The organism is Legionella sp. PATHC035, from assembly GCF_026191115.1.
Taxonomy (GTDB): Bacteria; Pseudomonadota; Gammaproteobacteria; order Legionellales; family Legionellaceae; genus Legionella.
Genome location: NZ_JAPHOT010000001.1, coordinates 2,286,051 through 2,299,531, shown reverse-complemented (window position 1 = coordinate 2,299,531; position 13,481 = coordinate 2,286,051). Strand labels below are relative to the sequence as shown.

Below are 13,481 nucleotides of genomic sequence, written 5' to 3'. Positions count from 1 at the left end.
GAGTGTGTTGACGCATTGACCCAACTTTACCTCATCTGATTCAATAAGCATTTTTGTAATTACTGGGTGATCTCATAGGAATACTTGGCTTTCTGCTGAAATCTTCTTGTGCTAACCTACTGGGTCCATAACCGCTACCTAGTGGCTTCAAATAGTTTTCTATTGATTTCATTTCAAGCGCCTCATTTTGAGAGGCTCAGTTTATCCATTATTTAGCTTGTAGGTCGGTTTATTTGGCCTAACCCGTCCGATGTTTATCTTTTTCAAGAGAATCTCTCCATGCTTGTTCCTCAGACTCAGTTGCAAAAATTTCGGTGTCTGATTTTTCTGTGCCCTCTTCTTCTCCTTTTTTTTGTCTAGGCATGGGCACCGTGCTGGGTATATTCTTAAGTTGATTAGTTCGTTCCACCGCATGGGGTTGAGGATTGAGATAGATTTTCATAAAAGTCCTTTTATTAACCCTTGTGACTATAAGTATAGCTCCTGTAGCCATGGCAAAGTTGAGGATGCTGGATGATATTGAAACACGGTGGAATTTGAGTAGGGATTACGCAAAAATAATACTGATGAGCTGGGCACGCATTAGTCTGTAATACTCTAGAAGAATTATTATTGCGCAAATAAAGCCATTGAGCGAATTGGGGGGCAAAGCATGTTAATTCGCTCTTGGTGACCGGCCATTATATGAAGCAACCCGAGCGCCCCATTCTAACAGATTTTTATTGCAATCATCTTTATCTAAAATCACCTCTATAAAGCATAAAGCATCTGTTTTCTTTGCTTCTACGATTGCATCCAAAAGCGCTTGATGCGTTGGTGCTTTAAAAGCTCGAGCTTTGGCCTGCTCGCCATTAAAAACTTCGACTAAATCAGCATAATGCCAATTGTTAATCACGTTATATGGGCCATCATGAATTTGAACTTCAATTGTATAAGAAGCGTTATTCATTAAAAAGATAATGGGTTTATAGCCATAACGAATGAGCGTTGACAGTTCTTGAGCACTCATTTGGAAAGAACCATCCCCAATCAAAGCGATAACGCGCTTTTTATTATGAAGCGCTGCCTGCATACCCAAAAGTGCTCCTACAGACCAACCAATCGATCCGTATTGCATTTGAATTTCAAACGGGCAGTTTTCGGGTAAATTGAGACGCATGCCATTAAACCATGAATCCCCGGTCTCCGCCAAAATTCCATAATCACTACTTAATAGTCTCTGAATTTGGCCAAACAGGAATCGTGTAGTGAGCGGTGAGTTCAAATCATCCGGCTCTTGATATAAGGGGGCTGAACCTGCGATGCGTTTATATGCTTTCACAGAAGCATCATTGACTTTCAATTTATCCTTCAAACCGCGCAAAAACTCATTCATGTACACTTCGGTATATACTTTACCTGCAACAGAAACACTACCATCAGCAATGACAATAAGCTTCTTGGGTTGGATATTACACATATGACCAACCGTGGTGTAATCGTTAAAATTAGGCCCTATAAAGAAATAAAGGTCGCTTGATTCAACAATTTCTGCACATCCTGGAGAGCTGACTGGTCCCCAATAAATGCCAATATAATTAGGATGTTGTTCTGAGACAAAACCCTTCGCATCAGGCATTGCGGCGAGGGCATAACCGCAGGAATGGCTTAAGGCTTCAATCATCGCCGTAGCCTCACAGGGACGCGATTTACTTCCAGCGATTAACACAGGCTTGACTGCAGAATTAAGTTGATTGGCGGCCTCTTCAATTGCGGCAGCAAGAGAAGAGGTATCACTCAACCGTTTGACATTAAGCGCCCGCTGAGTTGGCGGGGAAACACTTGCTCCAGCAATGTTGCAGGCAATTTCAATGTAAACAGGTTTTTTCTTTTCAAGGGCAATAGCTATGGCAGAGTCAATTTGCATGGGCGCATCGCTGGGCCTGTGGATAAATACGCTATGTGCTGTAATTTTCGCAAATATTTCAAGGACATAGCTGTAATTTTCCGTTGCCAGTGTATGGTGTAAAATTTCCGCATCTTGTACCGAGTTTGTATTAGGCCCCCCGGAGATCACGATGATCGGCAAATTCTCCGCGTAAGCCCCTGCAACGGCATTGACCGCACTCAAGCCCCCAACGCTATACGTTACAACCAGTGCAGAAACCCCTTTGATACGCGCATAACCATCCGCTGCATAGCCTGCATTCAATTCATTACAACAATTGATCATGTGCAGCGAGTCGTTTTTTAAGAGCTCGTCGAGCAAACCCAGATTGTAGTCCCCAGGAATTGCAAAATAATCATTCACTCCCAATTCTTGGAGGCGTTGTGCGAGATAAGTGCCTACAGTAGCCATAAAAAATCCTTTTGCGGAAATACTGCTTAACAAGTAAATTTATTATGGCAGTGGCCTGTTCTTTCTTCAAGGAATTCTTTGAAACACCTTAAATTCCCCTGAGTGGGGCAATCTCCACTACAAGCTAACCTTTCAGTGCGGTAAGCGCTTTATTCTATACGCTGTCATCCCATCGCAGGCGTGAGCCATTCTTGGAAAGAGTTCATCACTCGCTCAAGTTTGGGCAAGCCATACTTCTTAGTCATTTCAAACGACTTCGATTTCAACAGGGGCAGTGCCTTTTATACCGAGTTTCTTAGCGGCAGCAAAGGATAAATCAATAATCCTGTTCGATAAAAAAGGACCTCGATCAGTAATCCGAACCACAATTGACCGGCCATTGTTCAGGTTTTTAACCCGTACTCGTGTGGCAAATGGGAGTGTAGGATGGGCTGCTGTCATCGCATACATGTTGTAGCGTGCTCCGCTCGAGGTTTTTTGATTCCGAGCATGTGACCCATACCAGGAAGCAATTCCTTTTGCTTTGTAGTTTTTGGCAGATTTCATCACATGATATGTTTTCCCTCTGACCACATAGTGATCCGGACCATTGGCTTGCTGATGAACACAAGCAACCAGCAGCATCGGGAGTATGCCTGTAATAAGACGTTTAATGGTTAATAATATTGCATCATAATTCATAAGTTATTTTCTACTTCCACAACAGATATTTTACCGAAAAAATTTTAAAAGTTGTCGAGATGACCTCTTTAAAAAACTTAATTCAAAAATTAATAGATCACGAAGGATGTCACAATATACCAGAATAAATCTATTTTTAATCAAAAAAAATGCATCATAGCGCAAGTGAAGCGCTAGGCCAAATATATTCTTTTTCCATAAGCAAAACCAGTTAAAGAGCATGAAGGGCCAGAATCCATTGATGCTACCTCATTGATTCGAATAAGAGCTATGTCTTGCCTATTTATTTTTCTGATCCACTGCGCTGTTTTTAAAATCGATTTTTAATCGCTAGTCATCAAATATCGAGATTCATCCATTGATTATCATCCTAACGCTTACAGTTTCATCTCTTTACAATTTTTCTCACAACTCCCTAAAAAAATAATCCTTTTTTCTGAGAAACCAGTCTACTTTAGATGAGGAATTGAGATAAGAAATTTTGATTTTAATTGCATAGCGGAGCTAAAAAGAGGTGCGCGATCAATGGGGGCAGACACGATTGATTACAAACTGAAAAGATTAAAACTAATCTCATCAATCGAGTCTGCCCCCTGATCTTATAAATGGTCAACAAAATACTCCCCTATCCTCCGTAAGACATATGAATCCATGAAATAAACAGAATGGTTTGCATTAGGAACTAATAACATATCAAAATTTTTATCGGCCTTAATTAACGCATCCACAAGCTGCATCATATTGGCTGGATGAACGTTATCATCGAGATCCCCATGAATTAAAAATAAATTTCCCTTCAATCGATCCGCCAGCAGATAGTTTGATTGGGCGGTATAATCTACATCGCTTGGCAACCCGTGATATCGCTCCCCCCAAAATGCCAAATAACTCCGTAAATCTTGTAACCCAGAAATACAGACACCCACCTTATAAAAATCAGGATACGTGAATAATGCGCGCGTTGCCGCATATCCTCCCGCTGACTGTCCCATAATCCCCACTCTATCGATATCGATATAAGAATATTGCTTCGCTAAGTTTCTAATGATCTCGACATGGTCCTCTAATCCTCCAGCCGTTTCTAAATGCTGGTAAGAATATTCATGAAACTTTTTAGAGCGCAACGGGGTACCACGCCCGTCCACATTAATGACGATAAAACCCAGCTCAGCGACACTTTGAGGCCACCAACAACCATATATGTATTCGGGAAGATCCGAACAATATGTTTTGGGTACCCGAGTCAACTGAGGTCCAGGATAAATTTCATCAATGATTGGATATTTTTTCTTTGGATCAAAATCTGTAGGGAAATAAATAAGCCCATAAATATCAGTTTCCCCATCGGCACCCTTGAGACAGAAGGGCCGTGGCTGCCTATATCCCAAAGCAAATAATTGGGAAAAATCGGCTTCTTCCAGGGTAATGATTTCATGGCCATTTTTATCGCGTAATTTAGTGACTGGCAAGGACTCCATAGACGAATAATAATCGATAAAATATTCCTGGGATGGTGAGAAAACAATCGTGTGATCAGCTGTTTCCGGGGTCAGTAATTGCACCTCACTCCCATCCAAACGAGCACGATATAAATAACGAAAATAAGGATCAACAGCTGGTTCTCTACCATTCCCCAAAAAATAAATCCACCGATTGGTACCATCCACATGGAATACTTTGCGCACCATCCATTCTCCTTGAGTGAGCGGATTTTTTACTTGTCCGGTCTGTAAATCATGTAAATAAAGATGCGCCCATCCATTCTGATTCGATAACCAAACAAACTCTTTCGAGTCCTCTAATATTCGCGTGTAATTCTGCCAGAGGATAAGCTGGCTAGGCTCGACGAAGCCGGTGGACTTTTCAGTTAAAATAGTCCGCTGCTGTTCTGTAGCAACATCCAGTTCACATAAAGACAGTTGATGATTTCCACGCTCTTCTTTTAAAAAAAAGATTTTTTTGCTGTCTTCACTCCACCATACGTAGCCTGCTTCAATTGGCGATCCCACCAATGCCGGCATCAAGGGAGGCAAGTCTACCGCGCGCAGCTTCTTTTTTTGCACGTCAATCAGGCATAATTTAATTTCTGGGATCACTTCATCCCCTACAAAAGGAATATGGGCCTCAAAAACTTGGGGACGCAGAGAACCATCTTCAGGAGCATGTTGCAACAACGGTAATGTTTTTACATGCTCTTGATTGCATTGGAATGTCACGATCTTTTGTGAATCAGGCGACCAAAGCGCCATAGGTGGAAGGGTTATCTGCATACGACGCAGCGACAAGGAAGTTAAATTCGTATCAGGGGAAGCAGCATAGGCATTGCTTGCACTACCATCGGCAGTCAATTGATATTCTTTATGCTCATCCAGTGAAAAAAGAAATAAATTATGAGCCTTGCTGTATAATTCCCAACGCTGATCGGGTGAACGTATTCGCGATACAATTAAGGCAGGAACAAATCCCCAAATTTCCATAATCGAAGGGCAATGGGACATGGCCGTTTGCTTTGATGTATCTGCCATAAGTTCAAGGGTCTGCGTCGCTCGATTGTATTGAAAAATAAACTGTTCTATATAGAGCTGTAAAATATGCTCATTAAAAAAATCGACTTTATTGATGGGTAAAGCAAAAGCATTTACTTCGCTTTTTAATTCTTTCGCAATTGTTTTTGCCAGTACTGAATGGTCAAATGCACGCTCTTTTTTTTTAGTTTCCAGATTAAAAATAAGATACTCATAACCTTCGGCAGTATCATGACGATAGCAAATAAGCCTTTCACTGGGTGACCATGCGATCGCAGGTTGTAAGTTCTTGATTAAACCAAAAACATTTTGGGGGAGAAATTTTTTTGACTTCTCATAACGCGCCGCTCTGTCCTTGTCCATAATTAGGCCCTTTATTTTTGATTTTGTTGCATTTTGGCAATCATGTCATTCAAATCACTATACACCCAAGCTTCAGCAATTTGATTATTATCATCCAAACGAAAAATGGTAATGCCGCTATAAAATACAGATGTCCCTGTGGCGGGAATGCCTGAAAATTCCCCTCGGTGAGTTCCCTGACCATGCCAGCGCGTCACCACTTTATCGCCACTCACTATTAGATCATCAATAGAATGCATCAGATCTGGAAAGGCTTCATACCATTCCAACAAAGCTTGTTTAAAATCGTGTAAATTTGCTGCTTGATCATAGCTGAAATGAATTAATGTCTTTACTGAAAAGAGCTCATCGGCTACTGCAGCCCTTTGTTGGTTCCACATTTCATCAAAAACTCTTCTCACTGTCTTTTCTATTGCTGTAGTCATCTTCATTCGTTCCTTGATTGAGAAGATCATTTTTTAAGGCATCAAATTGAATCGCTGCCTCGTTTTCAAAATCATTTAATGGGATATTTAATAAATGATCGACTCTTTGTTTAAAAACGTCTAATTCTTTTGCGAAAAAAGCCTGCATTCCCATGTAAGCATAACCATTACAGATTCCATCCTCATCAGAGGGGTATCCTAATACTTTCATTAAGCTAATTAATTGACTATGCTTGCTGATCGTTGTTTCAACTTTTTCTTCCATTTTTAAATCACACAATAACGATGGAATACTGATAATTATAGATGACTTATTGTGTATTTTATGGGGTAGTACTGGCCTTACTTAGGGCAGTTGCAGCAACTACTGCCGCCGCGGTTAATCCTAAGGCTAAAGCAGGCTTAAAAAAACTAAATTGATTGGGCTTCCTTTCTACTCCATGCATTTTCGGTTGTTGAGTCATTGTAGGATCCTTTGCCAAGCTTGCATCCATCAGCATGGTAGGCCCTTGTGGCGGGCTCGCGTTCACTATCATCCCTTTACGTGCCTTAATGCTTACCTTAGAAAAAGGGATGTTATTCTTGCGTGCCTCCATAGTGTACTCACCGGGCGGAACATTGAGAAAGGCCACGCCGCCATCGAGCGAAGTCTCTTTCAATGTGCGGATAAAAGGATTGGTTTTATGGACAATGGGAAAAATACCGAAATAAAATGTTTTTACATCGACTTTAGGGGATAAGCTGACCGTAACCCCCTCGATACCTTGAGGAATATCATCCATGGTTGTGTTAGGCGGTGTAACGGTTGCCGCAATTTGGCATGCTTCCGGGTTTTCAGTCTCTCCCATTGCGAAAGCAAGAAATTTATAAGCCATATTTGAAGCGACTTGGAATGAAATATTTTTTAGGAAATTTTCGTTATTGATTCCTTCTGTGGGGACAATCAAAGTGGCTGTTTGGGTCGTCTTATAGCCAGTCCAAAAAGATCCAGGCTTTTCAAAAACTAAAGTAATCGGTTCGCCAACAGGCCATTCAAATGGCCCGAATTTGCCGGAAGAATCGGTCTGAAATTTTAGCTGGTTGTTTTCAACGACGGTGATAGTTGCACCTGCAATAGGCTGACCGGATATAAACGAACGCGCAAATCCAGATACCAATGCTGTTTTCATAAATAAGTTCCCTCTATAGATTAACCCCAAATAATTATTCCGTACTCTAATGGGTTCTACCAAAAATAGAAAGACTCAATTACCGTGAGTCTACGGGAGAGTCTATAACAGGCTAATCGCCTTACGAAAATAACGTATTGTCGTGTAGAAAAAAATGGAGCCAATCAAACCAGGGGCGGCCAAATGATTTTTTCTGCTTCACTGAATTGATATTCCGGCTTCTTTTCTTCTATAGAGGCCATTTTTTCTGAAGTACACTTCAGCTGCCGTTGAAAGAAACCTGGGCGTCCTTTATGAGCTCACGCTGATTGGTATTGCCTTAAAGGCTTGAGCGAGTTCAGCACCCGATTTTCTACCTAAACCATTTTCTGCTAAAACAAGAGAGTCCACATGATTGGGAATTGCTGCCAAAATCTCAGCTAATTCACTACCTGATCTTGCCCCCAAACCATTATTTTCCAAATTGAGTAGCACGATGCTTATCGGAATTCCTGCAAAGGCTTGAGCTAATTCTGCACCTGATTTGATACCAAGGTAATTGCCGCCTAAATAAAGCCTGATGACATGGATTGGAATTTTTGAAAAGGCTGCAGCTGATTCCGCGCCAGATTTATTGCAAAGCTTATTTGAGCATAAACTCAGGCTGTGGCAACCATTAGGGACACTATGAAATGCTTCTATGAAATGATTTCCTGAAAGCGCAGCTAGATTTTTTAACTGATAATGATATGGGGGGGGGGTAAATAAATTACAGACGATTCACATTTTAACCCATTAGTTTATAACATACAAAATTACAAGCTGAGCTTTACTGTCACTAACGGCGTACCTATTTTTGTCTGGTGCCCATCTATAAGCCTATTTCATCAATAGGCTATCCAAAGTGATGGGCTAAATAAGCACTGAGTTTAGGCACAATAAATTCTGGTTTTAGCTCTTTAAACAGCTCAAGCGCGTTCCCCCTCAATTCAGTTTCAGGAGTATCCATTAATAATTCATTCTTAAAATCAGAAAGATGCACTGCGACATGATTAAAGTCATCTTCAAAAGTAGACCAATCCTGTTTCTTGATCCAGGGAGAAAAAATCGTAAACGAAGGTTTGTTCAGCGCTTTGGCGATATGGATTGCACCGCCTTCATTGCCGATAATTGCATCACATTCATTCATTATGGCAATAAACGTTCTTAAGTCATAATTGGATAACTCAAAGAATATATTTGCTTTAGCTTCCTCATTACATAGTTCATACACTTTTTGTGCTTCATCTTTTTGGTGCGGCATAAAATTAAATAAAATATTCACATTGACCTGACTTACGATTTGATTCACCAGAGTCGCCATGTATTCAAGGGGATATGTTTTTACAGGACTACTCCCCGTAATATTAAGCATGAGGTTTTTTTTGGCAGGAAGATGATGTTTTTTAAATAAAAGCGCTGCCTTGCGTTTTTCATCATCAGCAAGATATATCTGCGGAAGACGCTCCGGTATCACATCATTTAAAAACGGTTGAATTAAAAGAAGTTTTAAGTCAATCATCCGACCAGGTTGGGTAGCCTTTACCGCTTCCCGGGAAAGATTATCTGTATACAGAAAGGCTCTATATTTTTTCTTATATGAAATACGCCGCTTTGCTGCACAAAGCCAAACAATAATCCAGCTTTCCAACTTGGTATAGGCATCAATCACAATGTCATACTGCTCACGTCTGATTTGCAAAGCAAACTTTATAAAAGTACGGGCATTTCTCTTATGTTTTGGATGAAGTGTAATGATCCGATTAATGTTAGGATTTCCCTCTAATACAGGCAAAGTCTCTTTATTAACTAAGTAATGAATCGTTGCATTTGGCATTATTTTTCTTAAGTTATTACCAATAATACTACTTATTAAAACATCACCAATGGCCTTATGCTGGATGACCAATATTTTCATTTTTCCCTCTTAGTACTCAATCAATAAAGAGACCAGAATCTCACTGTTCATAATTTCCACCTGCGATGAACCCACCACCATTGCTCGGGATGTTCGAGAATTAATTGTTCCAATTTTTGATTATAACGTAAGGTATTATTGTAAATTGCTTGCTCTTCATCTGGATGAGGTTCCCATGATAAGGCAGGATGAAACTCAAGCACATGTTTCCCGGAGGGTTGGCGATAACATGAAATTGGAACCACCGGCACTTGATATTTATTTGCGAAAAAAGCCAGGCTTCGGTAAGTCCCAGCCTGAGTACCGAAAAAATTTACTGCAATGCCTTCTTTATTCTTAAGTTCAGCATGTTGATCCAGAGCAAACAGGATGGTTTCCTTATTTTTTAAGGCCTTGATTATTTTTATAGGTGCGCCGGATTTATCAATTCGTTGTAACCCATAACGGATATTACGATTAAAAATAAATCGCTCAAACCATTGAATACGGATGGCCTTTCTAATGACCTGTATAGAGCCTATTAAAGGGTATAATTGAGAATTTGCCAATGGAATAGCCATCTCCCAATTTCCCAAATGTCCCATAAGCAGGAAACACCCACGCTCCTGTTTTTTTGCCTCCAAAAGACATTCAATCCCCCTGATCTCTACCCGGTTATCAAGGCGCGCATACCAATCCATAAGGATTAACTCTTTTAAAATTGAAACCACATGCGAATAAAATGCCATGGCCAATCTTTTTTTTTCTTTTATGGAGAACCGGTCTTTAAAAACTCGCTCGATATTATCAAGCACAATCTGTCGACGTATGGGCAGTAAATGATAAAAAAGAAATCCATAAACACTAACCCGAAATTTAGTCCCCAACTGCTACATCTCCTGTTACATTACCATCGCTTATAAGACCAAAGCCATTGCTCAGGATATGCAAGCAGCATGTCCTCCAGTCTTTTATTATATTTTTCCGTATTTTCCAGATAGGTTTGCTTTTTGTCTTTAGACGCGTTACTGGGAATTTCAGGGTGAAATTCGATGATGTGTTGCTTTTTGTTTAATCGATAAAAACTAACCGACAAAACAGGGCAATTCAGACGATACGCGAGATGAGCAAGGCTCCCATATGTTTTACTTGACTGTCCCAGAAAGCTGGTTCTTAAACTGGACTTACTATGACAAGGTGGCCGCAAATCAAAAGGAAAAAAAACAACATTTTTTGCTTTTAATGCGATACGGGTCTCAGCAAGGGCATTGTTTTTCTTAATTATCTTAAAACCCGCTTTTTCAAAACGGCCCCAGAAAATGGAGTTTAAAAAATTTAATCGCAATGGCTTACGAACACAGTAAAAATGATGCGTTCCTTTTTCAACTTGATTCAGAGAAAAAAGAGGAGCAAATTCCCAATTACCAAAATGTCCGGTTAAAATAAGCACCCCTTTTTCTTTTTTGAGGGCATTATAGAGATGTTCAACTCCAACAATTTTAACCCACTTCGCTAAATATTTTTTTGTTAGAAAATTCATTAAAAAAAGTTCTTTGATGCAAAGAAACATGTGTGAGTAATAAGCAACCGTAATACGTTTTTTCTCATATGAAGAAAGAAGGCTATGGAACACTCGTTCAATATTTTTTTGAGCCATGCTGTACTTTGAAGGCATTAGGAAATAAACGATCCATCCCACCCAATGTACCGGAAGAAGATTAAAATTGCGTTTCAACTCGAGCATATAACATCCTAATCTGTGGATTGAAACAAGCAGAAAATTTGCTCACGCAGTCTACCTGCGGCGGTTTAGAAAGTAAAATAGTATTTGGCTTTTAAATACCAGTTAAGTAATATCGGCGAATTACAAATCCACATATTAATCATTATGGATACACTCAAAGCGCCCACACGGATTGCCCTAGTTGCCGGAGAAGCTTCTGGAGACTTACTGGGTGCAGGATTAATACGGGAGTTAAAAAAGCATCTGCCTCATATTGAATGGATGGGTATTGGTGGCCCTGAGATGATCCGGGAAGGATTTAACTCCATGATCAATATGCAGCGCCTTTCTGTGATGGGCATTAGCGATGCCCTGCTTCATTATCCCAAATTATTTAAAATCAGAAAAATGCTTTATAAAGAATGGCAAAACAATCCACCTGATGTGTTTATTGGGATTGATTATCCTTATTTTAATTTATCACTGGAATCGCGCTTAAAAAAATTGGGGATTAAAACCGTTCACTTGGTCAGTCCCAAAATTTGGGCCTGGCGACAAAAACGAGTTTTTTACGTCAAAGAAGCGGTTGATTTGATTCTTACTTTATTCCCTTTTGAAGAAGCTTTATATAAGAAGTTCGATGTCCCAGTACGCTATATAGGTCATCCTCTTGCCGATCAGATCGACCTGGATATTGATGCAGAGCCCATAAGAAAGCAGTTTGGCTTTTCAGCGCAAGACAAAATAATTAGTGTCTTGCCAGGAAGTAGAGCCAGTGAAATAAAATATATGGGACCTTTGTTTCTTGACGTCATGCACGAACTCACCACGCAGATGCCTGAACTTCAGTTTATTGTGCCAACAGCAAATGCCCATTTAAAAGCTCTTTTTTTACAGCAAATGCAGGATAAAGGGTACCATTTAAAACTTAAGCTCTTGGACGGACAATCCCGTGAAGCCATGCTTGCTTCAGATTTTGCTTTGGTCAAATCAGGAACGGCCACATTAGAAGCAATGTTATTAAAGCGTCCGATGGTTGTTGCCTTTAAATGGAGCGCTTTGAACCACGCCATTATCGCCCCCCAAGTTAAAATACCCTTTATCTCATTGCCTAATATTTTAGCGAACCAGGAATTAATTCCTGAGTTTATCCAATCTGAAGCATTGGCCAAACCGATTGCACGAAAAGTATTACAGTTGTTTAACGCTGCAGAGACTGAGGAACTAAAACAACAGTTTACGTCTATCCACCACTGCTTAAGACAAAAAGCAAATGAAAAGGCAGCCTTAGCTATTTATCAGCTTCTGGAGTCTTCCCATTCTTAATCCATTTTTTTAAAAAATAGGTCTGTCTGTGCCAGTCGCGGTCATGGAGGGCAGGATATCCACCCACACGGGCACCTGGCTCGACATTCTGAATTGCTGTAGAGCCCACTAGAATCGTTGCCCCATCCCCTATGGTAAGATGACCACTTATACCTACTTTACCGGCTAAAGTGACGTACTCACCTAATTTACTGCTGCCCGCAATACCAACTTGTCCACAAAGAATAGAGCCTTTCCCTACTTTTACATTATGACCAATCTGCACCAGGTTATCCAAACGGCACCAATCACCAATTTCGGTATTCTCCATAGAGCCTCTATCAATACACGTATTAGCACCAATTTCGACATTGTTTCCAATAACGACTCCGCCCGCCTGAGGTATTTTATAATATCCTTGCTTATCACCAGCAAAACCAAACCCATCTTGGCCAATACAAGCCCCTGGATAAATCAATACTTTATTTCCCATCACGGTATGACTAATACTGACGTTATTTTCAATGCAACAATCATCCCCAATGACTACCCCATCACCAATAAAGGTATTGACTCCAATTTTACAGCGCGCACCGATGCGAACCTGTTCACCTATATAAGCACCGTGAGCAATATAACACTCTGGACCAAGGGTAGCGCTTTCCGCAACAAAAGCGGAGGGAGCAATGAAACTCTTAATGGAATCAGTTGGGTAAAAAACCTGGGCGATCAGTGCATAAGCTTTATAGGGATTATCATGAACCAATAAATGCATCTGTTGAGGCGCATGATGTACATAATTTGGTGAAATAATGCATGCCCCGGCCCGAGAGGTTTTTAACGCGCTGATATATTTTTTCTCATGCAACATGGAAAGATGGTTTTCTTGAGCATTCGAAAGGGGCGCAACATCTGAAACAGTATATGTCGCTCCCTCATGATGATGAAGTGATGCACCTGAGCACTCGGCTAAATAAGCCAAGCTAAAAGGACCTTTGGGAGTAGAAAAACGAAATGGCGTCATTTACATACCTTTA

The 13,481-nt window shown here is 40.4% G+C and carries 13 protein-coding genes; 1 reads left to right on the top strand and 12 read right to left on the bottom strand.

What is annotated here, in order from left to right:
* Positions 1-238: 238 nt before the first annotated feature.
* The 11 genes from OQJ13_RS10110 to OQJ13_RS10060 form a co-directional block, all read right to left on the bottom strand.
* Positions 239-442 (bottom strand): hypothetical protein, encoded by a 204-nt coding sequence (locus OQJ13_RS10110; protein WP_265710724.1) that lies wholly within the window; start codon positions 440-442, stop codon positions 239-241.
* A 213-nt stretch (positions 443-655) separates the two neighbouring features.
* Entirely contained in the window at positions 656-2,338 is a 1,683-nt protein-coding gene (locus OQJ13_RS10105) for a thiamine pyrophosphate-binding protein (RefSeq protein ID WP_265710723.1), read from the bottom strand.
* Positions 2,339-2,584: 246 nt separating this feature from the next.
* Entirely contained in the window at positions 2,585-3,019 is a 435-nt protein-coding gene (locus tag OQJ13_RS10100) for a septal ring lytic transglycosylase RlpA family protein (RefSeq protein WP_265710722.1), read from the bottom strand.
* Between the two features lie 599 nt (positions 3,020-3,618).
* Positions 3,619-5,907, bottom strand: a complete 2,289-nt coding sequence (locus OQJ13_RS10095) for a S9 family peptidase (RefSeq protein WP_265710721.1) — start codon at positions 5,905-5,907, stop codon at positions 3,619-3,621.
* Positions 5,908-5,918: 11 nt separating this feature from the next.
* Positions 5,919-6,332, bottom strand: a complete 414-nt coding sequence (locus OQJ13_RS10090) for an ester cyclase (RefSeq protein WP_265710720.1) — start codon at positions 6,330-6,332, stop codon at positions 5,919-5,921.
* Positions 6,292-6,597 carry a hypothetical protein gene (locus tag OQJ13_RS10085; RefSeq protein ID WP_265710719.1) on the bottom strand — a complete coding sequence of 102 codons (306 nt, stop codon included), beginning with the start codon at positions 6,595-6,597 and terminating at the stop codon, positions 6,292-6,294. Before OQJ13_RS10085 ends, OQJ13_RS10090 begins: the two co-directional genes overlap by 41 nt.
* 58 nt (positions 6,598-6,655) lie before the next feature.
* Entirely contained in the window at positions 6,656-7,501 is an 846-nt protein-coding gene (locus tag OQJ13_RS10080) for a carboxypeptidase-like regulatory domain-containing protein (protein ID WP_265710718.1), read from the bottom strand.
* Between the two features lie 291 nt (positions 7,502-7,792).
* On the bottom strand, positions 7,793-7,975 hold the full coding sequence (locus OQJ13_RS10075) for a hypothetical protein (RefSeq protein WP_265710717.1): 183 nt from the start codon (positions 7,973-7,975) through the stop codon (positions 7,793-7,795).
* A 400-nt stretch (positions 7,976-8,375) separates the two neighbouring features.
* Positions 8,376-9,437 carry a glycosyltransferase family 9 protein gene (locus tag OQJ13_RS10070; protein WP_265710716.1) on the bottom strand — a complete coding sequence of 354 codons (1,062 nt, stop codon included), beginning with the start codon at positions 9,435-9,437 and terminating at the stop codon, positions 8,376-8,378.
* 47 nt (positions 9,438-9,484) lie between these two features.
* Complete coding sequence (locus OQJ13_RS10065) at positions 9,485-10,303, bottom strand: lysophospholipid acyltransferase family protein (RefSeq protein ID WP_265710715.1); 819 nt, start codon at positions 10,301-10,303, stop codon at positions 9,485-9,487.
* A 20-nt stretch (positions 10,304-10,323) separates the two neighbouring features.
* Positions 10,324-11,160: a lysophospholipid acyltransferase family protein gene (locus OQJ13_RS10060; RefSeq protein ID WP_265710714.1), complete on the bottom strand. Its 837-nt coding sequence runs from the start codon at positions 11,158-11,160 to the stop codon at positions 10,324-10,326.
* A 144-nt stretch (positions 11,161-11,304) separates the two neighbouring features.
* On the opposite strand from OQJ13_RS10060, the gene lpxB reads away from it, so the two are divergent.
* A complete protein-coding gene (gene lpxB / locus OQJ13_RS10055) occupies positions 11,305-12,465 on the top strand; it encodes a lipid-A-disaccharide synthase (RefSeq protein ID WP_265711924.1) in 1,161 nt (386 codons plus the stop codon).
* Here lpxB and lpxD read toward each other — a convergent pair.
* Entirely contained in the window at positions 12,431-13,468 is a 1,038-nt protein-coding gene (gene lpxD, locus OQJ13_RS10050) for a UDP-3-O-(3-hydroxymyristoyl)glucosamine N-acyltransferase (RefSeq protein ID WP_265710713.1), read from the bottom strand. The genes lpxB and lpxD overlap by 35 nt on opposite strands.
* Positions 13,469-13,481 lie beyond the last annotated feature (13 nt).